Consider the following 24,925-nt stretch of genomic DNA (forward strand, 5'->3'; position numbering starts at 1 on the left):
ATCTGGCTGTGCTAACAGTCATGGGAGGCGTCATGAGCGAAGGTGACATCGCCGCAGAGCCGCTGCGCGGCGGCTCAAGTCAGGGCGCGGCGCAGGTCGTTCCCTTCCCCGCCGCGCCGAAGCAGGTGTCCTTCGATCGGGCCGAGCTGCAGGCCATCCTCAATCTCTACGGCCGCAAGGTGGCTTCGGGCGAATGGCGCGACTACGCCATCGACTTCATGCCCGACAAGGCCGTCTTCTCGATTTTCCGGCGCACCTCCGAAATGCCCCTCTACCGGATCGAGAAGGATCCGAAGCTTGCCAAGAAGCAGGGGGCCTATTCCGTCATCGTCTCCACCGGCCTGATTCTCAAGCGCGGGCATGAGCTCGACCGCGTGCTGCGGGTGCTCGACAAGCCGAAGGTGGTGTCGAACTAGCCCTGATCCAAATCCCGAGGCAAGGCCAGGAGCCAGAGGCTGGAGCACACGGTACCCGCAGCGCCGATCCACAGGACGGTCCTGATCCCAATCCAGTCCGCCGCGAACCCGGCGCCCAGGGCCGCAACAAGCCCGAGCCCGCCGGTCAGGAGATGCACCGTGCCGGACTCACGCCCGCGTAAGGCATCCGGCGTCACCTTCTGGCGCAGGACCGTCGCATTGGTGGAGAACGCCACCCAGAGGCCGTCGCCGAAGAGCTGAGCGATGCACAGGGCCCCAGCCGCCATCCAGAGGGGACCCTGCGCCAGGGGGATGAAGCAGGTCACGAGCCCATAGGCGAGCAGGGCCCCGACGAGCACCCTGCGGACCGGGAAGCGCTGCCCCGCCCAGGCCGCCAAGCGCGCCCCGACTAGGCCGCTGATGCCGCCGAGGGCGACGATGAAGCCGAGTACGCCCGGCTGGATGCCGAGATCGCGAACCGCGTACAGCACGTAGAGCGGCGCGAAGACGCTGAGGAAGAAGGTAAGCGTCGCAAGGCACAGGGTCACCGGACGGAGCACCGGATGCATGAAGACGAAGCGCATGCCGTCCCGGGTCTCGCGCCAGAGATCCGGCGCCTGCTCTCCGGTGACGAGCGGCGGTTCCGGCCGCTTGATGAAGGCCAGCAGCAAGGCGGACCAGAGATAGGACAAGGCATCGAAGAGGATCGCGAAGGGTGCGGTCAGCGCCTGGATCGCGACACCTGCGAGAGCCGGACCCGCGATCTCCGCGAGCGCATCGGTGGTGGCGAGCTTCGCATTGCCTTCCAGGAGCTGGTCCTTCTCCACCACGGTCGGCAGATAGGCGTTGTCAGCCGTTTGAAAGAACATGGAGAACAGGGCCACCGCCGTGGCGACGCCGATCACCTGCCCGATGGTGATGGCGTCGAACCACGCCATGACCGGCAGGGTCATCAGCACCGCGGCGCGCATGAGATCGGCCATGATCAGCACGCGCCGCCGGCGGGTGCGGTCGATCCAAGCGCCCACGAACGGGCTGAGGATCACGCCCGGCAATTGGCTCAGCGCCACGAGAAGGCCGAGATCCGTCGCCGAAGCATCGAGAGTGAGAGCCGCGATGATCGGCAGGCCTTCGCGGGTGAAACGGGTGCCGATGGCGGACAGGGTCTGCGCCCCCCACAGGCGCATGAAATCCGGGTTCTGCCAAAGGCCGTCCTTCGGCCTGCGGATCATCGTTGCGAACATGGGCGGATCTCAGATGGCGGGCCGGGTCGGCGGCGCGTCCGTGCCGCGCCCGAGAGGACGCTGCATCAGCACGGTGGAGAGCCAGCGCCCGTGCTTGTAGCCGATGCCCTTGAGAATGCCCACCGGCTCGAAGCCGAGGCTCCTGTGCAGGGCGATGGAGCCGTGGGACTCCTCATCGCCGATGACGGCCACCATGAGCCGGAAGTCCAGGGCCTCGCATCGTTCGATCAGCGCCGCCAGAAGTGCGCGCCCGACGCCCTGCCCCTGCGCATCCGAAGCGACGTAGATCGAGTCCTCCACCGTGGAGCGATAGGCTGGCCGGGTGCGGTAGGCGCCCGCATAGGCATAGCCGAGGATCTCGCCGCCGCGCTCCGCCACGAGATAGGGATAGCCGCCCTCCAGGATCGCCTCACGGCGGCGCGCCATCTCGGCTTGCGATGGCGGCTCGAGCTCGAACGAGGCGGTTCCATGGACGACCGCGTGCGAGTAGATCGTCGCGATGGCGGGAATATCGGTCTCGAGAGAAGGGCGGATGACGAGGTTCATGCGCCAGTCGTAACGCCCTAGTCGTTTCGATTCAACGGACAGGCTAGGTGCGGTCGAAGATGTCTGGCTGCAGCTTCCCGATCTTCAGTAGATGCTGCAGGGCGTATGCCACTGAAAGCGCATCATCGAGCGCATCATGTCCCTGCAACGGGGTATGCTCGATGCCATAGTAATCTGCGAGTTTGTTGCTGGGAGTCCTCCCGATATCTTCTATCGGCATCCCAGCCCCGATGAAGAGCTTGACGGCATTGTCAAACCGGTGAGCCGGAATGGGCCATTGAATGCCCGCAATATAGCAGCTGATGGCGACCATGTTCAGCTCGTCCTTGCCCCATGACCAGAATCTTACCCCAGCCGAGAAGCGGTCGAAGTCCTCCAGGGCTTCCTGCAATGGCAGCCCATCGGTACAGATATTTTCCTCGGTGATGCCGGTCAGATGAGTGAAGAACGGATCGATAGCATAGCGATTGCCAAATCGGTCTATTGGCTGAACGTAGGCTCTAAATCTATCCAGGAGAGGGAAGCCACCCTCCAACCCAAGCTTCACAGCGCCGATCTGTGCGATAACTGGATCAGGGTCGTGAGCGGCGCACCAGAATCTGCTTTGTGAGCCCTGAATGCAAAGGAATTCGCAGTCAAATATGATGGCGGTCTTCACGTTGGCATCCTCTGCATCGGATCAGCGCTTATGGAATTGTTTTCGCGATGCTGCGGATTTGCAAGCTTGTAACCTCATAAAGAAAAGCCCCGGCTTTGGGCCGGGGCTTTCGTGAGAGCGTCTGCTCCGTTCCTTACTCGTTGCGGTTGCCCACGAGCGCGAGGAGGAACTGGAACATGTTGATGAAGTCCAGGTACAGGGTCAGGGCGCCGAACACGGAGGCCTTGCCGGCAGCCTCGGAGTCGAAGTTGCCGTACAGGTACATCTCCTTCAGCTTCTGCGTGTCGTAGGCGGTGAGGCCTGCGAAGATCAGCACGCCGATCACGGAGATGGCGAACTGCAGCATCGCCCAGCCGACGAAGATGTTCACGATCGAGGCCAGGATCAGGCCGACGAGGCCCATCATCAGGAACGAGCCCATGCCCGACAGGCTGCGGTTCGTGGTGTAGCCCCAGAGCGACAGCGAGCCGAAGGCCGCCGCCGTGATGAAGAACACCTGGACGACGCTCGCGCCGGTATAGACGAGGAGCAGCGTCGAGAGCGAGGCACCCATCACCGCCGCGAAGGCGAAGAAGGTGGTGCGGGCGGACGCCGCCGACATCCGGTCCATCCGGAAGGAGAACATGAAGATGAAGGCCAGAGGCGCCAGGGCGATCACCCACTTCAGAGGCGACGTATAGAGGAGTTGACCGAATGCGGTCAGTGCTCTCCTGCCGGTGTCGTCGGTGGTGATGGCGGCCATGTTGAGGCCGAGCGCGACCAGGGCCGAGATGGCCAGGCCCAGGACCATGTTGTTGTAGACGCCGAGCATGAAGGCGCGCAGGCCCTGGTCGACCTGAGCCGCCGTCCGGGCAAAGCCGGTGCCATAGGCGTGTTGGTTTTGCTCATACGGTTGCATCGGAGTCCTTTCTCGCGGTGTCCCGTTGATGTTCCCTCGAAAGGCTGGGAAGTCAGCCCTCGGTCGCCGCAGATGCGGGCGACATGCAAAATATGAGGGGGCTGCCTGCGTTCCGCAAGGGGGAGAGCCAAGCTTCAAACCTTCGTGACAGAGAAAAACGGGGAGCACGGTCGATGCTGCTCCCCGTTCGACTGTCCCGACCCTCCATCACCGTCGCGGGCGAGCGCGAGGTTAAAGATTTCTTAAATATTGCGCCGGTTTTTGACTGAGGATCCGCCAGGTTCCCACCAGGCCTAATCCAACGCTCACGAGCACGGCGAGGGCGGAAGCCAGGAGCGCGCCCGACAAATCTAAGGCAAAGCTTAGGTTCATGATGCGCTCGACGATGAAATAGGCGGCGAACGTGCCGGCCAGAAGCCCGAAGACGGCGGTGGCGACTCCGAGAAGCCCGTACTCGAGGGCATAGGCGGAGAGGAGTCGCGCCCTCGTGGCCCCAAGGGTCTTGAGCACCACCGCATCGTAGAGCCGGGCCCGGTGCCCGGCCGCGAGCGCGCCCGCCAGCACCAGAAGGCTGGCGATCAGCGCAATCGCGCTTGCGCCCCGAATCGCCATCACGAGCTGCGAGACCACGTCGTTGACCGCCTCCAGGGCATCCTTCACCCGCACGCTCGTGACCATCGGATAGGCCTGCGCGGCGCGACGCAGGATCCGGGCGTCGAGCGCCGCATCCGAGCCGTTCGGGAAGGTGACGGTGGCCAGATGCGTGTGCGGCGCGCCGGCGAAGGTGTTGGGCGAGAACACCATCACGAAGTTGATCCCCATGGAGCGCCACTCCACCTCGCGCAGGTTGAAGATGGTGGCGGAGATGTTGCGGCCGAGCACGTTCACCGTGATCTCGTCGCCGATCTTCAGCCCCAGGCCCTCGGCGATCTTCTGGTCGAAGGAGACCAGCGGCTTGCCGCGGTAGTCTTCAGGCCACCACTCGCCCTGAACGATCTTCGAACCCTCCGGCGGCACCCTGGAATAGGTGATGCCGCGGTCGCCCGAGAGCACCCAGGCCACGTCCTCGGCCGCCTTGATCTCGGAGACGGGACGGCCGCCGAGGGTGACGAGCCGTCCGCGCATCATCGGCACGCGCTCGATCTGGGCATCGGAGGCCTGGCCCTTGAGGAAGCCCTCGAAGGCATCCGCCTGCTGGTTCGGGATGTCGAGGAAGAAGAAGCTCGGCGCCCGCTGCGGCAGGCTCTGGGTAAGCTGCCGGGTCAGGTTGGCGTCGATGAGCGCGAGCGTCACCAGGAGCGTGATGCCAAGCCCCAGCGACAGCACCAGGGAGGGCGTGAGCGCCCCGGGCCGGTGGATGTTGGCGAGCGCGAGCCGCGGCGCCGTCCGGCGCGGGCGCGGCAGGCGGCGGGCGAGCGCCATGATGCCGAAGGCGACGAGCCGCAGCAGCGCGAAGGAGCCCGCGGCGGCACCCACGAACATCAGAGCCACCCGTCGGTCATAGGCCGCCAGCAGCGACAGCGCCACGAGCGCCACGACGGAGAGCGCCAGCGCCGTCACGTAGCGCTTGCGCGGCCAGCGGCGCTCCGGATCGATCTGGTCGCGGAAGAGGCCGGAGACCGGCACGTCATGGGCTCTTCCTAAGGGCGCGATGGCGAAGACGAGGGCGGTGAGCGCCCCGTAGAGCAGGGCGATGCCGAGCTCGCTCCAGGCGAGCGTCGGCTGGATCGGAATCGGCAGGAGATGGCCGAACAATCCGGTGATCGCGAAGGGCAGGGCCGCCCCGAAAGCGAGGCCGATAGCGATGCCGACAGCTGCGATCAACATCACCTGGGTGAGATAGAGCATCACCACCTGCCCGCCCGGCGCGCCCAAGCTCTTGAGGGTGGCGATGGAGGCGCGCTTGCGGTCGACGAAACCGCGCACCGCGTTGGCGACGCCGACGCCGCCGACGAGCAGGGCCGTCAGGCCGACGAGGGTGAGGAACTGGGTGAAGCGCTCGATGTTGCGGGCAAAGCGCGGATCGGCGTTGAGCCGCGTGCGGATGTTCCAGCCCGCCTCCGGCAGGACGCGGCCCGCCTCGGCCTCGATCCGGGTCAACCCTTCTTCCGTCGAAAGCTCCGGCGGCAGGGTGAGCCGGTAGGTCCAGCGCACGAGGCTGCCGGGCTGCACCAGGCCTGTGGCGGCAAGCGCCTCCCGGGAGAGCAGGAGCCGCGGCCCGAAGCCGATGCCGTCGGCGATCTTGTCGGGCTCGGACACGAGCCGGGCGCGCAGCTCCACCGTAGCGGCGCCCACCGTCACCCGGTCGCCCACCTTGAGGTCGAGGCGCGCGAGCAGGGCCGGATCGACCGCCGCCCCGAAGGCGCCGCCGCGCTCGGCGAAAAGATCGGCGGCGGTGAGCTGGGGATCGGTTTCGAGGGTGCCGACGGTGGGATAGCCGCCATCGACCGCCTTCATCTCCACGAGTCCCGAGCCCTTGTCGCCGGCCACGGCCATGGCCCGCATGGAGGCGATCACGTTGACCCGGCCCTTCGACTCCAGGAACGCCCGTTCAGGTGCACCCGCCTCCCGCTGGATCAGGGAGAAGGCCATGTCGCCACCGAGGATCCGCCTCCCCTCGCGGGAGATGCCCTCCGTGAGCGACCGGGACAGGGAGGCGACGCTCGCAATCGCTGCGACGCCGAGCGCGATGCAGGCGAGAAAGATGCCGAAGCCTCTCAGGCCCGCACGCAACTCGCGCAGGGCGAGGCGCAGGAGAAGCGGCAGGCGGGACGCGGATGACGGTCGCTTCTGCGGCGTGGCGGGAAGGGTTCCGTGCATGAGCCTGCTCCCTTACGCCACATCCAGGGCCGCATCGGCCTCCACCTGGCCCGAGCGCAGGCGCACCATGCGGTCGCAGAGGCGGGCGAGGTTGAGATCATGGGTGACCAGCACCAGCGTCGCGCCCCGGTCGCGCTTGAGGGCGAAGAGCAGGTCGATGATGGACCCGCCCGTCTTCTCGTCGAGATTGCCGGTGGGCTCGTCGGCCACGAGGATCGCCGGGTTGGGCACGATGGCGCGGGCGATGGCCACGCGCTGCTGCTCGCCGCCCGAGAGCTGCGCCGGGTAGTGGTGCAGCCGGTGGCCGAGCCCGACCGCCTGCAGCTCGGCCTCGGCGCGCTCGAAGGCCTCGCTATCGCCGGCGAGTTCCAGAGGCAGGGCCACGTTCTCCAGCGCCGTCATGGTGGGCACGAGGTGGAAGGACTGGAACACGATGCCGATGCGCCGCCCCCGGAAGCGGGCCAAGGCATCCTCGTCCAAGCCCGAGAGATCGGTGCCGTCGACGATGACTTTTCCCGAATCGGGCCGCTCGAGGCCGGCCATGGTCATGAGCAGGGTCGACTTGCCGGATCCCGAAGGTCCGACGAGGCCCACCGCCTCGCCCTTGGGGATGGTCAGCGAAATGCCCTTCAGGATATGCACCCGTGCGGCCCCGCGCCCGAGGCTCAAATCGACATCGTGCAGCGCGATGGCCTTGTCCTGCATGCCCGTTCACCCGATCTGTTGGAAACTTGGAAAGTCACCGGTTCTAGTCCGGTAGAGATGGGAAGCCTATCGATGAAGCGCCAATCCGGCCCATTCATGACGATCATTTTTGCGTGTGCAGCGGCCCTGGCCGCCCTGATCGCTCCCCTCGCCCCGGCCCAGGCGCAGGGCCGGCCCATCCGCCTCGTGGCTTTCGGCGACAGCCTGACGGCCGGCTACGGCCTGCCGCAGGAGGCCGCTTTTCCCGTGGTGCTGGAACGGGCGCTGAAGGCCAGGGGCCACAGCGTGGAGATCGCCAATGCGGGCGTCTCCGGCGACACCACCTCCGGCGGCCTCGACCGCCTCGACTGGTCCGTGCCCGACGGCACCGACGGGGTGATCCTGGAGCTTGGCGCCAACGACATGCTGCGGGGGCTCGACCCGGCCGGGATCCGCAGGAACCTCGAGGCCATCGTGGAGCGGTTGAAGGCCCGCAACATCCCGGTGATGCTTGCGGGCATGTACGCCACGCGTAATCTCGGCCCGGACTACATCGCGAAGTTCGATCCCATCCACCAGGAGATTGCGAAGAAGCACGACCTTGTGCTCTATCCCTTCTTCCTGGACGGGGTCGCCGGCGACCGCTCCCTCAACCTGCCCGACGGAATCCACCCGACGGCGAAGGGGATCGAGATCATCGTCGGGCGCATCCTGCCCACCGTCGAGAGCTTTCTCGCCCGCATCGCCCAGCGCTGATCTTCATCAGCGCCTCATTCTTGCCTGAACGCGGCGGATCCTTATCGCCGCGAGGAGCCTGGACCTATGGAATATCGCCGCCTCGGCCGCACGGACCTCAATGTCAGCCTCATCTGCCTCGGCACCATGACCTGGGGCGAGCAGAACACGGAGGCCGATGGCCACGCGCAGATGGACTACGCCCTCGATCAGGGCGTCAACTTCTTCGACACCGCCGAGCTCTACTCGATCCCGCCCCGTCCCGAGACGCAAGGGTCCACGGAGCGGATCATCGGCTCCTGGTTCAAGGCGCGCGGCACCCGCGACAAGGTGATTCTCGCCACCAAGGTGGTGGGCCGCTCCGACAGCACATGGTACAGGGACGACGGCTCCAAGGCCGAGCTCTCCCGGGCGCAGATCGAGGAGGCGGTGAACAAGAGCCTGAAGCGCCTCCAGACCGACTACATCGACCTCTACCAGATCCACTGGCCCGACCGCCCCATGCCCTGGGGGTCGAACCCGACGATCTTCAAGCACCAGGAGGGGGATTCCCACCCCATCGCGGAGACGGTGGAGATCATGACCGACCTGGTGAAGGCCGGGAAGATCCGCCATTTCGGCCTCTCCAACGAGAGCGCCTGGGGCACCATGACCTTTCTCAAGCACGCGGAGGCCAAGGGCCTGGCGCGGGCGCAGTCGGTGCAGAACGCCTACAACCTCCTCAACCGCACCTACGAGGTGGCGCTGGCCGAGGTGACGATGCAGGAGAACGTGAGCCTGCTCGCCTACTCGCCGCTGGCTCAAGGCTATCTCACGGGCAAGTATCTCGACGGCGCCCGCCCGCCGGGAGCGCGCACGACCCTCTTCAACCGCGGGCAGCGCTACGAGAACCCGACCGCGGAGGCCGCGATCCGCAAATACATCGCGCTCGCCCGGGAGTTCGGGCTCGATCCGGCCCAGATGGCACTCGCCTTCGTCAACTCGCGCCCCTTCGTGACGTCCAACATCATCGGCGCGACCTCGATGGAGCAGCTGAAGACGGACATCGCCTCCATCAACGTGTCGATCACCCCGGAGCTGGAAAAGCGCATCAACGCCATCCACGTCGAGCACTGCAACCCGTGCCCGTAACGATTCAGAGCGTCATTCCGGACGGCGTAAGCCGATCCGGGATCGTGTTAGCCAGTCTAGTACTGTCATTCCGGGGCCGCGCAGCGGAGCCCGGAATCCATAAACACGACCTTAGTTAATCTAGGAACTGTTAGCGGTTATAGATTCCCGCTTACGCGGGAATGACAGCGTTGAGTTTCTGGTGCGTTGTTCTGCACACGATCCCGGATCTTCGCTACGCTTCGTCCGGGATGACACCTGATAATCCGGAACAAACCCGGCCACCAATCGTCTGAGTTGGCATCAGCAAGCCTCGGGAGGTGCCGCATGCCACGCCTGTTCACCGGCATCGAGATCCCGGCCGAGATCGCCCTGGCGCTGTCGAGCTTTCGCGGGGGGCTTCCCGGCGCGCGCTGGGTCGATCCCGAGAACTACCACATCACGCTGCGCTTCATCGGCGACATCGACGAACGGATGGCGGACGACGTGTGCTCGGCCCTGGGCGACGCGCGCCGGCGCGGCCCGCTCACCCTCACCCTCGACGGGCTCGACAGCTTCGGGGGCTCGAAGCCCCGTGCGGTGTTTGCCAGGACCTCCGGCAACGGCGAGCTGAGCGAGCTGCAGGCGGAGCAGGAGCGCCTCATGCGCCAGGTGGGTCTCGCCCCCGAGACGCGCAGGTTCACGCCGCACGTGACCCTGGCGCGCCTGAAGCATGCCTCTCCGGTCGATGTGGCCGACTACATCGCCACCCGCGGCCACTTCCCCAGGCTCACCTTCACGGCCCGCCGCTTCGTGCTCTACTCGTCCCGGGCCTCGGTGGGAGGCGGACCCTATGTGATCGAGGCGGCCTATCCCCTCGGCTGAGCCTCGACCTGTCCGTGCAGGGCTGTTACAGCGGCACCCATGGCCTCGCTCGTCTTCCTCACCCACCCCGAAGTGGTCATCGACCCGGGGCAGCCCGTCACCGAATGGCCCCTGAACGCCATCGGACGCGCGCGCATGGAGCTTTTCGTGGACCGTCTCGCAGGCCGGCACGTCACGGCCGTCCACGCGAGCACGGAGCGCAAGGCCGAAGACGGGGCCGCCATCGTGGCGCGGCGCCTGGGGCTCTCCTATGAGACCCATGAGGATCTGGGCGAGAACGACCGCTCCTCCACGGGCTTCATCGCGCCGCCGGAATTCTGGGAGGTTGTGCGAGCGTTCTTCGGACGCCCGCACGAGAGCATCCGCGGCTGGGAGCGCGCCGTCGATGCGCAGGCCCGCATCGTGAAGGCCGTCGGGCGCATCCTGCGCGAGGAGGAAACCTCCGGCGACATCGTGGTGGTCTCGCACGGGGCCGTCGGCTGCCTGCTCACCGCCCATCTGCAACAGGTGGAGATCGGCCGGGAGAGCCGGCCGCGGCATCCGGGCGGCGGATGCTTCATCGTCATCGACCGGGCTTCGTTCACGCTGACGCAGGACTGGCGCGCGATCGAGGATGGGTTTGCGGATTAGGTGATGTTCTCCCCCGCCATTCCGGGCCTGGGCAGCGGGCGCGGAAGGACGATCGATGCGGTTGAGCTTGCATCCCGCCTGCTCTGCAAGTAGCCCCTCGCTGACAAGCTGCAGGACAACAAGCTTCCATGATCCGCAACCGCATCGCTGAACTGGCGTCCGGCATCGCCCTTTGCGCGGTGATCGCCCTCGCGGCCGTCATGCTTCAGTGGCTCGAGGAGCATTGGACCGGAAGGCCCTGGCTCGAAGCCCTCGTGATCGCGATCCTGATCGGCACCGCCGTGCGCACCCTCTGGACGCCCGGGCCCCGCTGGGCGCCGGGCATCGGCTTCTCCGCCAAAACCCTGCTCGAGATCGCCGTGATGCTGCTCGGTGCCTCGATCAGCTTTCAGGCGGTGCGCGATGCGGGCCTGAGCCTCGTCCTCGGCATCGCTGCGGTGGTGGCGCTCGCCATCGGCGCGAGCTACGGGCTCGGGCGGGTGCTCGGCCTGCCGAAGCGGATGGCGGTTCTGGTGGCCTGCGGCAATTCCATCTGCGGCAACTCGGCCATCGCGGCGGTTGCGCCGGTGATCGGCGCCAGACCTGAGGACGTGGCCTCTGCAATCGCGTTCACCGCCATCCTCGGCGTGGTCGTGGTGCTCGCCCTGCCGCTGCTGGTGCCGCTCCTCGACCTCTCCCCCACCCAGTACGGCGTGCTCGCGGGGCTCACCGTCTATGCGGTGCCGCAGGTGCTCGCCGCGACCGTGCCGGTGGGCCTCGTCAGCGTGCAGCTCGGCACCCTGGTGAAGCTCGTGCGCGTGCTGATGCTGGGGCCGGTGGTGCTTGCGCTCTCGGTGCTGGCCGGCCGCGCGACGGAAGGGCCGCGCTCGGGCGTGCCCCTGAACCGGCTCGTCCCCTGGTTCATCCTGGGTTTCCTGGGCCTCGCCCTCCTGCGCTCCCTCGGCGCCGTTCCGGAGGTGCTCCTGCAGGTGGCGATGCCCGCCGCCACCCTGCTCACCATCATCGCCATGGCGGCTTTGGGGCTGGGCGTGGACCTGAAGGTGCTGGGACGGGTCGGCGGGCGGGTGACGCTCGCGGTCACGCTCTCGCTCCTGGTGCTGCTGGCGATCAGCCTCGGCCTCATCCGCCTGCTCGGCATCGCCTGAGGCCTTGAAACCGGTCGGTCCTGCCTCATCACTAGAGAGCCCTTGTCCACGGTGAAGCCCGCCCATGCCCCGCCTGACCGACAGCGAACGCTCCGAGCTCCTGCCCGCCCTCGACGGCTGGGCGATGGTGGAGGGCCGCGATGCCATCACCAAGCGCTTCGTCTTCGACGATTTCAACGCGGCCTTCGGCTGGATGGCCCGCGTCGCGCTCGCGGCGGAGGCCATGAACCACCATCCCGAATGGTCGAACAGCTACAACCGGGTCGATGTCACCCTCTCCACCCACGATGCCAAGGGCCTCACGCGCCGCGACGTCGAGCTCGCGCAGCGCATGGACCAGATGGCGGCGGGGCTGGTGAGGCGGTAGCCATGGCGGAGAAGCCCATCCGGACCGGCGGCTGCGCCTGTGGGCAGCTGACCTTCGAGGCCCGCGGCGAGCCGAAGCGCGTGGGCCTGTGCCACTGCATGACCTGCCGCAAGATCAGCGGCGCGCCCTTCAACGCCTTCGCGATCTATCCCGTCGATCAGGTGACGATCTCCGGGGCGGTCAAGACCTGGTCCGCCACGCCTGAATCCGAGCGCTGCTTCTGTCCGGTCTGCGGCTCCCAGGTCTTCGACCGCGATGCAGGCGACGAGATCGAGATCAAGCTCGGCGCCTTCGACGAGCCCAACCTGTTTACGCCCACCTACGAGGCCTGGACCAAGCGCCGCGAGCATTGGCTCTGCACCCCGGATCTCAAGGGCTTTCCCGAGAACCGGGGCGAGGTGCCGTGAAGGCGCTTACTTCGGCTGCATGCGCAGGGCGCCGTCGAGGCGGATGCCTTCGCCGTTGAGCATGTCGTTCTCGATGATCGCCTTCACGAGATTCGCGTATTCCTCGGGCCGGCCCAGGCGCGAGGGGAACGGCACGTTGGCTTCCAGCGCTTTGCGGTAGTCTTCCGCGATGCCCTCGAAGAGGGGTGTGTGGAACAGGCCCGGCATGATCGTCATCACCCGGATGCCGAAGCCCGACAGGTCGCGGGCGACCGGGAGCGTCAGGCCGAGCACGCCGCCCTTGGAGGCGGCATAGGCCGCCTGCCCGATCTGGCCGTCCTGGGCCGCCACCGACGAGGTGTTGACGATGACGCCGCGCCCGCCATCCGGCGTGACGGGGTCGAGCCCGGCCATGGCGGTGGCGCATTTCGCGACCATGGCATAGGTGCCGATCAGGTTGATCTCGACCGCGCGGCGGAAGCTTGCCACGTCGTGCGGGATCAGTTCGCCCGTGTCGCGCTTCTTCGACACCGTGCGCTTGCCCGGCGCGATGCCGGCGCAGTTGACGAGGATGCGCTCGATGCCGTTCTGCGCACGCGCTTGGGCCAGTGCCGAATCGATCGAGGCCTCGTCCGTCACGTCGGCCCTGCAGAACACGGCGCCGATCTCGCGGGCAACCTGCTCGCCGCGCTCGGCGTTCATATCGAGAATGGCCACCTTCGCGCCGTGGGCTGCGAGCATCCGGGCCGTGGCCTCGCCCAGACCCGAGGCGCCTCCGGTGACGATGGCTGCCATCAATTTGTCGAGCTTCATCGGTTTTCTCCCTTGGTGCGCGGGTGTCTTACGGTATCCTCGCCGCAACGGGAACCAGACGATAGTCAGGAGTGCATCATCATGAGCGAGCCCTTCATGAAGCCTTTTACCAAGGCCGAGATGGAGGCCATGCGGCAGGCCACCCGCGACGAGGAGGGCCTGAAGCGCCGGTTCTGGGACAAGCTCAAGCGCGTGGCGGGCAAGATCCCCTTCGCGGAGGATCTCGTGGCCGCCTTCCTCTGCGCCACCGACCCCGCAACGCCGAGCCGCGTGAAGCTGATTCTCCTGGGCGCCATCGCCTATTTCGTGTTCCCGACCGATGCGGTGGCCGACCTCCTGCCCCTGATCGGCTTTGCCGACGATGCGGCCGTGCTCGCCGCGGCCATCACCCAGGTGGCCGGTTCCATTACGGACGAGCACCGGGAGAAGGCCCACACCATCTTGAGGGATCCTCTGGGCTAACCTAGCGATAGTCGTCGAGACTTTATTCAGCCCAGGGAATATCGACTTATTGCAATGTTATTTCCAGCCGCTATAAATGATCTCCGTTAGCAGCAAGTGATTTTCTCCTCCGGCCTTTTTCAAGAACGACAAGCTTTGAAGGATACTGACCGGGTCGCCTTGGCGGCCCTTTTTATTGTCGAACCTCGGCTGAAGGGGCATGTCCCGCCGCGTTTCGACGCATCGCCAATCCTCAACCGCAGCCTTAACGGAGATGGTGAAGAGTTCTTAACCATCCGCCTGTATGGTCCGCCCCATGATTACTGCATCTTTCCAGCGCGGCATCGCCGCGGGCATGTTTTCCGCGATTCTCGCGATCGGAACCGGGCCTGCAGCTCTGGCCCAGGCCCAGCGTTCGGCGCAGCCCTCGACCCGCCCGGCGCCGGCCAAGCCTGCGCCGGTCAAGCCGGCCCCTGCTGCGGCCAAGCCTGCAGCGGCCAAGCCTTCTTCAGCCAAGCCCGCAGCCGCGGCTGCCGGAGCGGCGGCAGCGGCAGCTGCCAAGCCGGCCCAGGCCGCCACCGGCCCGGGCGGCGCCTCGCTGCTCACGTCCTATGGCGACTGGGGCGTCTACACGGCCCAGACCGGCCGCTCGAAGATCTGCTACGCCCTGAGTCAGCCTCAGGACCGGCTGCCGAAGAATGTCACCCGGGACCCGGCCTATCTCTTCGTGTCCTTCCGCCCGGCGGAGAACGTGAAGAACGAGGTCGCCCTTGTGCTCGGCTTTGCTGCCAAGGAGAACGGCCCCGCGGAGGTCTCCGTCGGCAACACGTCCTATGCGCTCATCACCAAGGCCGCCAATGCCTGGCTGAAGAACCCCGCCGAGGAGGGCCAGGCCATCGCCACCATGGCGAAGAGCGGCACCATGACGGTGAAGACGCAGTCGGCCCGCGGCTCGAACCTCACCGATCGCTATTCCCTCAACGGCTTCAGCAAGGCCCTGGAGCACGCCCGCAAGGAATGCGCCTCGTAAGGCTTCCAAACGGTTGAAAATCAATCAGCCAATATGCATCTTCCGGGCCTCAGGCCCGGAATTTTGCGTTTTGAAGCTCACTTTTCCGGCGCAATCGTGCTATAGGGCACGCCGACTCCCAACAACGAGGCTCGTGATCTCCCATGGCGACGGTGCTCGACATCGCCAAGCGCAACCCCAATGCGGCCCCCGTCGCCGTGAGCGATGCCGCGCGCGCGGCCGGATTCGTTGAAAAGACGGCGGAGCTGACCGTTGCGGCAGGCGCCGCTCCCGGCGGCGCCTCCCTCGTCGGCCTCACCCGCGACCAGCTGAAGGACTCGCTGTCTGCCATCGGCGTGCCGGAGCGCGAGCTCAAGATGCGCGTGGCCCAGCTCTGGCACTGGATCTATTTCCGCGGCGCCAAGGATTTCGCCGAGATGACCAATGTGGGCAAGGAGCTGCGTGCCAAGCTGGCGGCCGCTTATACCCTTGCCCGTCCGCAGGTGGTCTCCGAGCAGGTGTCGAAGGACGGCACCCGCAAGTGGCTGATCCGCATGGCCTCCACGGGGCCCCTCGACAAGGGTGCGGAGATCGAGTGCGTCTACATTCCGGAGGTCGACCGCGGCACGCTCTGCGTGTCGAGCCAGGTCGGCTGCACGCTCACCTGCTCCTTCTGCCACACGGGCACCCAGCGCCTCGTGCGCAACCTGACCTCGGCCGAGATCGTGGCGCAGCTCATCGTCGCCCGCGATGCCATCGGCGACTGGCCCGGCGCCACGCCGCCGGAAGGGGCGTTCGTTCCCACCGACGGCGGACGCTTCGTGTCCAACATCGTGTTCATGGGCATGGGCGAGCCGCTCTACAACACCGACAACGTGATCGCCGCCATCGACGTCATGTCCGACGGCGAGGGCCTGACCCTGTCGCGCCGGCGCATCACCGTCTCCACCTCCGGCGTCGTGCCGCAGATGGAGCGCCTCGGCGCCGAGGCCAACACCATGCTGGCGATCTCGCTCCATGCCGTGCGCGACGAACTGCGCGACGAGCTGGTGCCGATCAACCGCAAATACGACATCAAGCAGCTGCTCGACGCCTGCCGCGCCTATCCGGGCCTGTCGAACGCGCGCCGCATCACCTTCGAATACGTGATGTTGAAAGGCGTGAACGACTCGGATGCGGATGCGCGCGAACTCGTGCGGCTCTTGAAGGGCATACCGGCCAAGATCAACCTGATCCCGTTCAACCCCTGGCCCGGCTCGAAATACGAGTGCTCGGACTGGGAGCGGATCGAGCGCTTCTCCGAGATCGTCTTCCGCGCCGGCTACGCCTCGCCGGTGCGCACCCCGCGCGGCCGCGACATCCTCGCCGCCTGCGGCCAGCTCAAGAGCGAGACCGAGAAGCTGCGCGCCCGCGCCCGCATGATGGCCGAACAGGGCATCGGGGCCGAGGGCGTGTATGCGCTCGGCGACAGCGAATAGGCCCGAAGAGCGCCGCGTTCGACCCTCGGCGCGGCGCCGTCATCCACAGCCTGCTGGCGCATGCCGTGAGCTTCCCTTAGCGTGTGCGCCATGATCCGCTGGCTCATCCTCATCCCCTTCGCGCTTCTCATCGCCATCGGCGCGAGCGGCACGTTCTTCCTCATCGCCTCCATCGTCGACCCCGTGATGAGGCTGCTCACCGGCGACACGCTGTTCATGGGCTTCTGGTCGCTGATCGACGCGGTGTTCGCAGCGGACGACCCCGGCCCGGTCGTGGCGGATGCCTTCCTGACCGTCGGCCGGATCATGTTCACGCTGCTGATCTTCCCGCCGCTGCTTGTCGCCATCGTCAGCGAGGTGCTGGGGATGCGCAGCCTCCTGTGGCACACGCTTGCCACCGGCATGCTCACGGCGGCGGTGCCCTGGATCCTGCGCGGTCAGGCCCGGATCGCCACAGCCGAGGAGCTGCATATCAGCTTCGTGCTCGGGCTGACCGGAGCGGTCGCCGGCCTCGTCTACTGGGCCATCATCGGCGGGCGCGAGCCGCGGCGACGGGAGCCTACCGAGCCGATGTCGTCAGGATCTTGACCGCGAAGACCGAGAACAGGCCGGCGAAGGAATAATCGATCCCCCGCATCAGCTTCGGATGGCCGCGCAGCAGCGCGATCACCTTGTCGGCGCCCAGGATCATCAGGGCGCCCATGGGGGCGGTGAGCGCAATGAAGTAGAGGCCCAGGAACAGCAGCTTGTCGGCCGCATGCGGGTCCGCGGCGCTCACGAATTGCGGCAGGAAGGTCACGAAGAACAGCACCACCTTCGGATTCGTGAGGTTGATGCCCACCCCCATGAAGAAGGTCCTCCAGAACGGGATCTCCGCCCGGCCCTCGTCCTTCAGGCTCAGGGCCGAGCCGTGGCGCACCGCATCGAAGGCCATCCACAGCAGGTAGAGCGCGCCGACGACCTTCAGCACCGTGAAGGCGGTGACGGAGGCCGCCAGCAGTGCCGAGAGACCCAGCGCCGCAAGCAGCGTGTGAACGCAGCAGCCCGCCATGGCGCCGAGCATGGAGGCCATGCCCGCCTTGCGCCCGCCCGCCATGGTCTTGGCCAGGAACAGGCTCATGTCCGGCCCCGGCGTGATGAAGAGCAGGGTGGCGGCGAGCGAGTAGGTGAGGAGGGTGCTGGCGTCGGGCAGAAAGGTCATCGGGCAAGTCCGGATGCGGAAGACGGCGGGATCATGCCTCAATCCCGTGTGCACGGCTACCGGAAAGGCGCTTGTTGAAACGCCGCCCGTGCTCCATCTGTTGATCCGGGCGGGGTAAGAAGAACCAAGAACCGCGAGAAGGACAGACATGACGGCTTTGCTCTCAACCGCTCGGATCCGCTCGGGCCTCATCGGCTTGATCCTGGCGTTCGGCCTGTCTGCCTGCGGCATCAACAACGTCCCGACCCTGGAGGAACAGGCAAGGGCTGCCTGGAGCGAGGTGCAGAACCAGTATCAGCGCCGGGCCGACCTCATCCCCAACCTCGTGGAGACCGTGAAGGGCTTTGCCCAGCAGGAGCGCGAGGTGCTGACCCAGGTGACGGAGGCCCGCGCCCGCGCCACCCAGGTGCAGGTCGATGCCTCCACCGTCACGGATCCGGACAAATTCCGGCAGTTCCAGGAGGCGCAGAACCAGCTCTCCGGCGCGCTGGGGCGTCTGCTCGCCACCGTGGAGCGCTACCCGGAGCTGAAGTCGAACGCCAACTTCCTCGCCCTGCAGTCTCAGCTCGAGGGCACGGAGAACCGGATCGCGGTGGCGCGGCGCGACTACATCGCGGCGGTGCAGGCCTACAACACGGAGCTGCGCACCATCCCCGGCCGCTGGATTGCGGGCATTCTCTATCCGGAAGCCAAGCCGATGGAGACCTTCACCGCCACATCCGGCTCCGAGCGCCCACCGCAGGTGAAGTTCTGACGGGATGACATGCGCCCAAGTTTTCCCCTCCCCCCTTGTGGGGGAGGGCCAGGGAGGGGGGTGCTGGCGCCAGACCTTCATAGGCCATCGCTCACACCCCCCTCTCCAACTCTCCCCCACAAGGGGGGAGAGGGTGCTGGTGCTCCTCATCGCTGCCTTCCTCATCCTCCTCCCCCTCCCCGCCCTCGCCCAGGCCTTCCCGCCCCTCACCGGCCGCGTGGTCGATGCTGCCAATCTCCTCAAGCCAGAGGAGCGCGCGACCCTTGAAGCGAAGCTCAAGGCGCATGAGGACAGGACCACGGACCAGGTGGTGGTCGCGACGGTTCGCTCTCTCGAAGGCACCACGATCGAGGACTACGCCAACCGCCTCTTCCGTCATTGGCGGCTCGGCCAGAGGGACAAGGACAACGGCGCCCTTCTGCTGGTCGCGCCGCAGGAGAGGAAGGTGCGCATCGAGGTAGGCTACGGGCTGGAGGGGGCGCTCACGGATGCCCTCTCGAAGGTCATCATCGCCACCGCCATCGCGCCCCAGTTCCAGAAAGGCAACTTTTCGGGCGGCATCGATGCGGGCGTCGACGCCATGCTCTCGATCCTCACCGGCGACGCGGAGGAGTGGCAGCGCCGGGCGCAGGTGCGCGAGGAGAGCACCGCCTCCATCGATCCCGTCGTCGCCTTCATCATCCTCCTGATCCTGTTCTTCCTCGTCTCGCGCCTGATGGGCGCGGGCCGCTCGCGCGGCATCCGGCGAAGCCGCCACGGGCCGTGGATCGTCACCACCGGCGGCTGGTCCGGCGGCGGAGGGTGGTCCGGGGGAGGAGGCTTCTCCGGCGGCGGGGGATCGTCCGGCGGCGGCGGCGCCTCGGGGAGCTGGTAGATGATTTCAGCCGAGGAACAGGCCCGCCTGGCTCAGGCGATCGGCGACGTGGAGGACGAGACCTCCGGCGAGATCGTGCTCGTCGTCGCGCAGCAGGCCGACCGTTACCGCGCCGTTCCGGTGCTCTGGGGGCTCCTGGCTTCCCTCGCCACGCCCTGGCCGCTGATCTGGCTGACGGACATCAGCGCCGCGCGGATCTTCCTGATCCAGCTCGCCACGGCCCTGGCCTTGAGCCTCGTCCTCTCCTGGCCGCGGCTGCGCTTTGCCCTGGTGCCGCGCTCGCTCAAGCGCGCCCAGGCCCACGAGGCCGCCGCGCGCGAGTTCCTGCGCCGCGGGCTCACCCGCACGCGGGAGAAGACAGGGGTTCTGATCTACCTGGCCCTCGCCGAGCGCCACGCGGAGATCCTGGCGGATACGGGCATCGCGGACCGGGTCGATCCCGAGGTCTGGGCCGGCATCGTGGCGGACCTGACGGCGGCGATCGGGTCCGGGCGCATGACGGAGGGGCTGATCGAGGCCATCCGGCGCACGGGCGCGATCCTGGCCGAGCACGCGCCGCCCCGCCTGGACGACGTGGACGAGCTGCCCAACAAAATCATCGTGCTCGATTAGAGGCCCGGCCCCTTCGCGGCGCCCAGGATCACGCCGGGACGGGCCGCATCGGTGCTCTGGAGCAGCACCACATAGCCGTCCCCGCCCTTGAGGGCGGTTTCGAGGGGCACCTCGAAGCGGGCGGAGCCGCCGCGCCATTCGCCCACCCGGTTCAGGCCGCGCACCACATTGGCATAGGTGATGGTCTTGCCCCGATTCTCGCCACGCTCGATGGGCACCGTCTGCGACCTCAGCACGGGCAGCACCCAGATCTCGCCCTCACGCTGGGCAGTATCGGGGGTCTCCTCGACCGCAATCGTCACGGTGCCGTTCGTCTCGCTGAGCTTCACCTGAACCGGCAGGGCCTTCCGGCCCTTCGTGGTGGCCTGGATCGCCTGCTCGATCTGGTCGCGGTCGGAGCCGATGGAGGACTTCTTGCCGTTGACGATCATCTGCGGCGTGAAGACCTGCCGGTCCTTGCGGGAATGGGCATAGGCCTTCTGCCGCTCGGTGAAGGCCACATGGGCGAGGGTGTCCTTCCAGCCGAGATAATCCCAGTAGTTCACCGGCAGGGACAGGGCCACGATGTCGGGCTGGCGGGAATATTCGACGAGGAGCGCGTCCGCCGGCGGGCAGGACGAACAGCCCTGGCTCGTGAACAGCTCCACGACCGCACGCGGCTGCTCCGCGCGTGCCGGCTGCAGGAGAGCGGCCAAGGCGAGCGCCGCCGGGAAGAATCTCAAACGCGATGCCATGATCCCGCCATGGAACATGAATTGGGCCTCAAGGTGAACTCACGTTACCTTGAGCGGTTGCAGGCACCCGCCAGCGGCGGTGCATCCACAGCCACTGCTCGGGATGTTCCCGCACCCATTCCTCCACCACGGAGGTCATGGCCTGCATGGCGCCCTGCACGTTGATCTGGCCGTCGGGATCGCGCGGCAGGTCGAGGGGCGGGGTGAGCTGCAGGCGGAACCGGTGGCCCGGCAGCCGGATCACCCGCACCCCGTGGACCGGGCAGTCGAACCGGCGGGCGAATTTTCCCAGGATCGGGTTCACCAGGGCCGGGCGGCCCATGAAGTTCACGATCACCCCGCGGGTGAAGTGCTGGTCGATGAGCATGCCGAGATGCCCGCCCTTCTCCAGCGCTCCCTGCATGGCGAAGGCCGCGCCCTGGCGCGCGGCCTCGAGATTGCCCATGGTCTCGCTGCGGATCTCGTGCAGGACGCGGGCGATGGCCGGATCGTTGGGCGCCCGGAACACCGCCGTGGTGTCGAGCCCGAACCGCGCGGCGCAGATCGCCGGCAGCTCCCAATTGGCCAGATGGGCGGAGAAGACGATGCCGGGCCTTCCATCATCCCTCAGGCTCAGGAAGTGCTCGATGCCGTCGACCTCCGTGCGGCCCGGCACCTCGCTGTCCGGATCGAAGTCGAACAGGCGCCCGAGATGGGGATATTCGCCGCCCGTGCGGCCGAGATTGTCCCAGGCGGCCAGGGCCAGGGCCTTCACCTCCGCCTCGGATTTCTCCGGATAGGCGGCTCGGATGTTGTTCACGGCTGTTTTGTGAGCCCGCAGGAGCGGCCCGATGGTGCGCGTGAGCGCCGCCCCCACCGCGCCGGAGCGCTCGGGGCCGAGGGCCCGGGACAGGGCGAAGACCCCGCGCACGACGCCGACCATCACCGTCTCGGTGAGACGCGAGAGAAGGCTGCGGGGGCGGTGGCTGGGCTGCACGGCGTCGGGTCCTGTGAGAAGCCGGATGGGCCCGGCTCGAAAAGAAAAGGCCCCGCGTCTTTTTCGCGGGGCGCCGGTTTCGTCAAGACCCGGGGTCGCGGCGAATGGTTCCGGTGGGGCAGGCTCGGCTCAGAACGTCACGAGCACCTTGCCGAAGACCTTGCGGCCCTCGAGCCGCTCCAGGCCCTTCTGAAATTCGTCCAGGGGGAAGACCGAGTCGATCACCGGGGTCATGCCGCCAGCCATCTTGTCCAGCGACTGGGCGATGTTCTCGATCCGGCAGCCGAAGGAGCCGAAGATGCGGTATTGCTGCTGGAAGAGCTGCATCAGGTTCATGGTGGTGGACACGCCCGAGGTGGAGCCGCAGGTGACGAGGCGTCCGCCGCGCTTGAGGCAGAGCAGCGAGCCGTTCCAGGTCTCGGCGCCCACATGCTCGAACACCACGTCGACGCCCTTGCGCTTGGTGAGGCGGCGCACCTCGCCCTCGAAGCGCTCGGTGCGGTAGTTGATCACGTGATCGGCCCCGAGCGCCCTCGCCTTCTCCGCCTTCTCGTCGTCGCCCACGGTCGTATAGACCGTGCAGCCGATGGCCTTGGCCATCTTGATCGCCGCCGTGCCGATCCCGGAGCCGCCCGCATGGACGAGGATGGACTCGCCGGGCTCCAGCTTGGCGTTGTCGAACAGCATGTGCTGCACCGTGCCGAAGCCGATGGGCGCGCACGCCGCCTGCTCGAAGGAGACGCCGTTCGGCACCGGGATGACGAGCCGCTCCGGCCGGTTGATCAGCTCGCGGGCGAAGCCGTCGATATGGAAGCCCATGATGCCGGCGACGTTCTCGCAGAGATTGTCCCAACCCTTCTGGCAGGCCTTGCAATGGCCGCAGGTCTCGGCCCCGTACATGGTCACCGGATCGCCCGCCTTGAACCGCGTGACGCCCTCGCCCACCGCCGCGATCTCGCCCGAGGCCTCCACGCCCACGGCCTGGGGCATCTTGCGCTTGGCGAAGGCCATTCCGCGAAAGCCCCAGACGTCGAGGAAGTTCAGCGCCAGCGCCTTCACCCGCACCTGGACCTCGCCGGGAGCGGGCGGCGGCGGAGCGTCGATCTCGGTGATGCGGAGGTCACGGTCGCCGAACAACTGGAGGGAGCGCATGAGGGACAATCCTGGTCGGCGTCACCGCCGGCAGGTTCAGGAGCGGCGATGACGGAGAAATCTGTTTCGGGCGGCTTAAAGGGCGACGGAGCTGATGACAAGGTTTGTGTCATTCCCGGCCGGAGCGCAGCGGAGGGAAAGGGAATCCATCAATTCGAGTGTGCGGGAGGATCCTTTTCCGGTCCTGCGGTGCGACCTCCCCGCTCGGGAGAGGTGAGGCTGCGCCTCAATCCCGAATGGCTCTCAAGTAACGCTCGACGGACCGGACCAGAGCCGCCTTTCCGTCCTGCAGGATGTTCCGGTGTGCGGAGGCTCCGAAGATCCGCTGGAACGGATAAGGCGCCAAGGCCGCACCGATCCGCTCGACAGCGGAGCGGTTGAGCGGAATGAAGTTCGGGTAGCTGCGCATGAAGCTGACGTGGCGGCGGTCTTGAAGGACCGAGAGAGTATCCCCCACGAACAGGTCGCCCCCGCCATCCGCGCCGGCGGCATGATGCAGCACCGCGCTGCCCTCGAAATGCCCGCCGGTGCGGATCAGCGTGAAACCCGGCGCGATCTCCAGGGTTTCGCCCGACCAGAACCGGATCGCCCCGTGCGGATTCATGACCCATGACCGGTCGTCTTCGTGGAGATAGACCGGCGCTCCGCCGAATGCTTCGCTCCATTCGGCCATCGCGGAGTAGAAATGCGGATGCGAGATCGCGATGGCCTTGAGGCCGCCCATGCGCCGGATGCGCTCGACCGCTTCCTCCTTCACCAGGGAGACGCAGTCCCACAGGATGGCGCCATCGCCCGTAGGAATCGCGAGCGCCCGCTGCCCGATGGCGAAGTCCGGCTCGATCCCGATGCCGATGGGGCCGCCTTCCTCGGTGAAGACGTTGCGGTGCTTGGTGCGCAATTCCTCGACGGTGGTCCATTCCTGTCCGGACCAGCGAACGTACTGGCGCTCGTCCTCGCAGATCGGACATGAGGGCGGCGGTGCAGGCGTCTCGGCGAATTGAGTGCCGCATTGAACGCAGATGAAGCGGGTCATGAAGGCTCCTGGCTAGGCGAAAAGCTCTTTGTCATGGCTGCCCAAGGGGCAGACTTCCTGTCCGAACGCTGTATGATGATATATCTTTCGGGCTGAGGATACGCACGTGCAATCTGTCCTGTCGGTCATCAGCGGCACCCCTCTATGGGTTTGGGGCATTCTCGTGCTGATCGTCTATCTCGGCATGACGGCCATGCGCCCCGGCCGCAGAAGCCCTGCCCGCCTCAGCCTTGTTCCTGGAATCTTCCTGGCCGTGGCGCTCGGCACGCTTCTCAATTCGGCGCCTCTTGCCGATAGTCTCCCGCTCTGGCTGGCGGGTTGTCTCCTGGGGCTTGGGGTCGGGGCAACTTGGGCGATGGTTCTGCGGATCGGCATCGACCGGACGCAAGGGCTCATCCACATGCCCGGCACCGCGTTCTGGCTCGTGACCGGCCTCATCCTGTTCGGGATGCGTTATGCCATCGAAGTTTCGATGGCCGTCAACCGTGACTTGGTCGAGGAGAGCCTTCGGTCCACCCTGCCCTATGCCGTCGCCGGTCTCGGAACGGGCATGAGCGTCGGCTGGTGGGCTGCCCTCATGATGCGCTACTTTCGCGCTACCGATGCACGCCCAGCATCGACGTGAGGCCGCCGTCGATGGGAAGCACCGCGCCGGTGATGTAGGCGGCGGGCTCGCTCAGGAGGAAGGCGGCGAGCCCCGCGATCTCCTCCGGCTTGGCGAAGCGCCCGGCCGGAATCTGCTTTTCCATGTTGTCGCGGTAGGCCGCGTAGGGCGCCATCATGTCGGTGTCGATGAAGCCCGGCGCGATCACGTTCACGGTGACACCCCGCTTGGCGGTCTCGACGGACAAGGTGCGGCAATAGGAGATGAGCGCGCCCTTGGAGGCCGCATAGGCCGCGTTTCCGGGATTGCCCTGCAGCGCCGCCACCGAACCGATGGCGACGATGCGCCCGGCCTTCGCGCGGATCATCCCGCGCATGAGCGCCTTGGCGATGCGGGTCAGCGACCAGAAGTTCACCTGCATGGCGGCCTCGGCCTTGTCCTGCTGCATCATGGCGGCGAGCGCATCGTAGGGCTGGCCGGCATTGTGGATGAGCCCGAAGAAGCTCTCGCCCTCGATGCTCTCGCAGAAGGCCTCGAGCGCCGCCTTGTCGGCGAGGTCGAGCGAATGCGCCGTGACGGTGCGGCCCGGGTTGGCTGCCACTAATTCATCGGCGAGCGCCTTCGCAGCCTCACCCGACGAGCGGTAGGTGAAATCCACATCATGGCCTGCGGCGACAAGCGCCCGCACGATGGCGGCGCCGACGCCCTTAGCCCCGCCCGTCACCAGAACCCGGGTCATGA

At 66.8% G+C, this 24,925-nt stretch carries 29 protein-coding genes; 16 read left to right on the top strand and 13 right to left on the bottom strand.

Annotation, left to right across the window (positions count from 1 at the left end; genetic code table 11):
• The first annotated feature begins 32 nt into the window (after positions 1-32).
• Positions 33-416 (top strand): DUF2794 domain-containing protein, encoded by a 384-nt coding sequence (locus GR303_RS10535; RefSeq protein WP_161721983.1) that lies wholly within the window; start codon positions 33-35, stop codon positions 414-416.
• On the opposite strand, the gene GR303_RS10540 is transcribed toward GR303_RS10535, so the two are convergent.
• The 6 genes from GR303_RS10540 to GR303_RS10565 all read right to left on the bottom strand — a co-directional run bounded on the left by GR303_RS10540 (position 413) and on the right by GR303_RS10565 (position 7,287).
• Positions 413-1,660: an MFS transporter gene (locus GR303_RS10540; RefSeq protein ID WP_161721982.1), complete on the bottom strand. Its 1,248-nt coding sequence runs from the start codon at positions 1,658-1,660 to the stop codon at positions 413-415. The two genes, GR303_RS10535 and GR303_RS10540, sit on opposite strands and share 4 nt — an antisense overlap.
• Before the next feature lie 9 nt (positions 1,661-1,669).
• Complete coding sequence (locus GR303_RS10545; RefSeq protein ID WP_161721981.1) at positions 1,670-2,206, bottom strand: GNAT family N-acetyltransferase; 537 nt, start codon at positions 2,204-2,206, stop codon at positions 1,670-1,672.
• 43 nt (positions 2,207-2,249) lie between these two features.
• The gene (locus GR303_RS10550) at positions 2,250-2,864 is read right to left on the bottom strand and encodes a 3'-5' exonuclease family protein (protein ID WP_161721980.1); all 615 of its coding nucleotides are present in this window, start codon (positions 2,862-2,864) and stop codon (positions 2,250-2,252) included.
• Between the two features lie 133 nt (positions 2,865-2,997).
• Positions 2,998-3,762 carry a Bax inhibitor-1/YccA family protein gene (locus GR303_RS10555; RefSeq protein ID WP_161721979.1) on the bottom strand — a complete coding sequence of 255 codons (765 nt, stop codon included), beginning with the start codon at positions 3,760-3,762 and terminating at the stop codon, positions 2,998-3,000.
• A gap of 231 nt (positions 3,763-3,993) precedes the next feature.
• A complete protein-coding gene (locus GR303_RS10560) occupies positions 3,994-6,582 on the bottom strand; it encodes an ABC transporter permease (protein ID WP_161721978.1) in 2,589 nt (862 codons plus the stop codon).
• A 12-nt stretch (positions 6,583-6,594) separates the two neighbouring features.
• Positions 6,595-7,287: an ABC transporter ATP-binding protein gene (locus GR303_RS10565; RefSeq protein WP_161721977.1), complete on the bottom strand. Its 693-nt coding sequence runs from the start codon at positions 7,285-7,287 to the stop codon at positions 6,595-6,597.
• A gap of 72 nt (positions 7,288-7,359) precedes the next feature.
• Between GR303_RS10565 and GR303_RS10570 the strand changes: the two genes are divergently transcribed.
• The 7 genes from GR303_RS10570 to GR303_RS10600 all read left to right on the top strand — a co-directional run bounded on the left by GR303_RS10570 (position 7,360) and on the right by GR303_RS10600 (position 12,524).
• The gene (locus tag GR303_RS10570) at positions 7,360-8,022 is read left to right on the top strand and encodes an arylesterase (protein WP_161721976.1); all 663 of its coding nucleotides are present in this window, start codon (positions 7,360-7,362) and stop codon (positions 8,020-8,022) included.
• 66 nt (positions 8,023-8,088) lie between these two features.
• Positions 8,089-9,132, top strand: a complete 1,044-nt coding sequence (locus GR303_RS10575; RefSeq protein WP_161721975.1) for an aldo/keto reductase — start codon at positions 8,089-8,091, stop codon at positions 9,130-9,132.
• Between the two features lie 306 nt (positions 9,133-9,438).
• Positions 9,439-9,975, top strand: a complete 537-nt coding sequence (gene thpR, locus GR303_RS10580; RefSeq protein ID WP_161721974.1) for an RNA 2',3'-cyclic phosphodiesterase — start codon at positions 9,439-9,441, stop codon at positions 9,973-9,975.
• A gap of 39 nt (positions 9,976-10,014) precedes the next feature.
• Positions 10,015-10,605 (top strand): histidine phosphatase family protein, encoded by a 591-nt coding sequence (locus GR303_RS10585; RefSeq protein WP_161721973.1) that lies wholly within the window; start codon positions 10,015-10,017, stop codon positions 10,603-10,605.
• Positions 10,606-10,733: 128 nt separating this feature from the next.
• Complete coding sequence (locus GR303_RS10590; RefSeq protein ID WP_161721972.1) at positions 10,734-11,750, top strand: YeiH family protein; 1,017 nt, start codon at positions 10,734-10,736, stop codon at positions 11,748-11,750.
• Positions 11,751-11,814: 64 nt separating this feature from the next.
• Complete coding sequence (locus GR303_RS10595; protein WP_161721971.1) at positions 11,815-12,117, top strand: 4a-hydroxytetrahydrobiopterin dehydratase; 303 nt, start codon at positions 11,815-11,817, stop codon at positions 12,115-12,117.
• A 2-nt stretch (positions 12,118-12,119) separates the two neighbouring features.
• Positions 12,120-12,524: a GFA family protein gene (locus GR303_RS10600; protein WP_161721970.1), complete on the top strand. Its 405-nt coding sequence runs from the start codon at positions 12,120-12,122 to the stop codon at positions 12,522-12,524.
• A gap of 6 nt (positions 12,525-12,530) precedes the next feature.
• On the opposite strand, the gene GR303_RS10605 is transcribed toward GR303_RS10600, so the two are convergent.
• Complete coding sequence (locus GR303_RS10605) at positions 12,531-13,316, bottom strand: SDR family NAD(P)-dependent oxidoreductase (protein WP_161721969.1); 786 nt, start codon at positions 13,314-13,316, stop codon at positions 12,531-12,533.
• 81 nt (positions 13,317-13,397) lie between these two features.
• On the opposite strand from GR303_RS10605, the gene GR303_RS10610 reads away from it, so the two are divergent.
• The 4 genes from GR303_RS10610 (at position 13,398) to GR303_RS10625 (ending at position 16,832) form a co-directional block, all read left to right on the top strand.
• Entirely contained in the window at positions 13,398-13,778 is a 381-nt protein-coding gene (locus tag GR303_RS10610) for a YkvA family protein (protein ID WP_161721968.1), read from the top strand.
• Between the two features lie 295 nt (positions 13,779-14,073).
• Entirely contained in the window at positions 14,074-14,787 is a 714-nt protein-coding gene (locus GR303_RS10615) for an invasion associated locus B family protein (protein WP_201751990.1), read from the top strand.
• Positions 14,788-14,930: 143 nt separating this feature from the next.
• Positions 14,931-16,244 carry a dual-specificity RNA methyltransferase RlmN gene (gene rlmN / locus GR303_RS10620; RefSeq protein ID WP_201751991.1) on the top strand — a complete coding sequence of 438 codons (1,314 nt, stop codon included), beginning with the start codon at positions 14,931-14,933 and terminating at the stop codon, positions 16,242-16,244.
• A gap of 90 nt (positions 16,245-16,334) precedes the next feature.
• Positions 16,335-16,832 carry a hypothetical protein gene (locus tag GR303_RS10625; RefSeq protein WP_161721967.1) on the top strand — a complete coding sequence of 166 codons (498 nt, stop codon included), beginning with the start codon at positions 16,335-16,337 and terminating at the stop codon, positions 16,830-16,832.
• On the opposite strand, the gene GR303_RS10630 is transcribed toward GR303_RS10625, so the two are convergent.
• Positions 16,804-17,445 (bottom strand): LysE family translocator, encoded by a 642-nt coding sequence (locus GR303_RS10630; protein WP_161721966.1) that lies wholly within the window; start codon positions 17,443-17,445, stop codon positions 16,804-16,806. The genes GR303_RS10625 and GR303_RS10630 overlap by 29 nt on opposite strands.
• A 148-nt stretch (positions 17,446-17,593) precedes the next feature.
• On the opposite strand from GR303_RS10630, the gene GR303_RS10635 reads away from it, so the two are divergent.
• From GR303_RS10635 to GR303_RS10645, 3 genes are all read left to right on the top strand, one after another.
• A complete protein-coding gene (locus GR303_RS10635) occupies positions 17,594-18,199 on the top strand; it encodes a LemA family protein (RefSeq protein WP_161721965.1) in 606 nt (201 codons plus the stop codon).
• Between the two features lie 133 nt (positions 18,200-18,332).
• The gene (locus GR303_RS10640) at positions 18,333-19,073 is read left to right on the top strand and encodes a TPM domain-containing protein (protein WP_425487095.1); all 741 of its coding nucleotides are present in this window, start codon (positions 18,333-18,335) and stop codon (positions 19,071-19,073) included.
• On the top strand, positions 19,074-19,685 hold the full coding sequence (locus tag GR303_RS10645) for a TPM domain-containing protein (protein ID WP_161721963.1): 612 nt from the start codon (positions 19,074-19,076) through the stop codon (positions 19,683-19,685).
• Here the strand turns inward: GR303_RS10645 and GR303_RS10650 are convergent.
• The 4 genes from GR303_RS10650 to GR303_RS10665 all read right to left on the bottom strand — a co-directional run bounded on the left by GR303_RS10650 (position 19,682) and on the right by GR303_RS10665 (position 23,580).
• Entirely contained in the window at positions 19,682-20,419 is a 738-nt protein-coding gene (locus GR303_RS10650) for a DUF1223 domain-containing protein (protein ID WP_246205361.1), read from the bottom strand. The genes GR303_RS10645 and GR303_RS10650 overlap by 4 nt on opposite strands.
• Before the next feature lie 28 nt (positions 20,420-20,447).
• On the bottom strand, positions 20,448-21,395 hold the full coding sequence (locus GR303_RS10655) for a lipid A biosynthesis lauroyl acyltransferase (RefSeq protein ID WP_343038397.1): 948 nt from the start codon (positions 21,393-21,395) through the stop codon (positions 20,448-20,450).
• Between the two features lie 129 nt (positions 21,396-21,524).
• The gene (locus GR303_RS10660) at positions 21,525-22,547 is read right to left on the bottom strand and encodes a zinc-binding dehydrogenase (protein ID WP_161721961.1); all 1,023 of its coding nucleotides are present in this window, start codon (positions 22,545-22,547) and stop codon (positions 21,525-21,527) included.
• A 226-nt stretch (positions 22,548-22,773) separates the two neighbouring features.
• Complete coding sequence (locus tag GR303_RS10665; protein ID WP_161721960.1) at positions 22,774-23,580, bottom strand: MBL fold metallo-hydrolase; 807 nt, start codon at positions 23,578-23,580, stop codon at positions 22,774-22,776.
• 106 nt (positions 23,581-23,686) lie between these two features.
• On the opposite strand from GR303_RS10665, the gene GR303_RS10670 reads away from it, so the two are divergent.
• Positions 23,687-24,205: a hypothetical protein gene (locus GR303_RS10670; RefSeq protein ID WP_161721959.1), complete on the top strand. Its 519-nt coding sequence runs from the start codon at positions 23,687-23,689 to the stop codon at positions 24,203-24,205.
• On the opposite strand, the gene GR303_RS10675 is transcribed toward GR303_RS10670, so the two are convergent.
• Positions 24,177-24,923: an SDR family NAD(P)-dependent oxidoreductase gene (locus GR303_RS10675; RefSeq protein ID WP_161721958.1), complete on the bottom strand. Its 747-nt coding sequence runs from the start codon at positions 24,921-24,923 to the stop codon at positions 24,177-24,179. The genes GR303_RS10670 and GR303_RS10675 overlap by 29 nt on opposite strands.
• Positions 24,924-24,925: the final 2 nt, after the last annotated feature.

It is taken from the genome of Microvirga arsenatis, from assembly GCF_009910705.1.
Lineage (GTDB): Bacteria > Pseudomonadota > Alphaproteobacteria > Rhizobiales > Beijerinckiaceae > Microvirga > Microvirga arsenatis.